The organism is Roseivirga sp. UBA838 (assembly GCF_002296035.1).
Classification (GTDB): Bacteria; Bacteroidota; Bacteroidia; order Cytophagales; family Cyclobacteriaceae; genus Roseivirga; species Roseivirga thermotolerans.
On sequence record NZ_DBHC01000022.1, the window covers coordinates 53,348 to 53,602 of the forward strand.

Genomic DNA, 255 nt, shown 5'->3' on the forward strand with positions numbered 1-255 from the left:
AACACTTTCTCAGACTCAATACATTCTCTTCTAACTTTCAGCCCCCTTCGTTTCTCCTATTCCTAACAAGTCTCTTCTCCTCAGGGTCTCTCCCTCCCCCTCAGAGTCTCTCGAAGAGGACTCTGAGGATTTATAACGATGAGAGCGAGTCCGAGAGGTAAGGTTTGTAACCGATATGCCTGATGTTTTGAACATCAAAGTCCCTTGCAGGAGACTTTGATGGTGGGGTGGAGAATAGTTTAACACTTTCTCAGA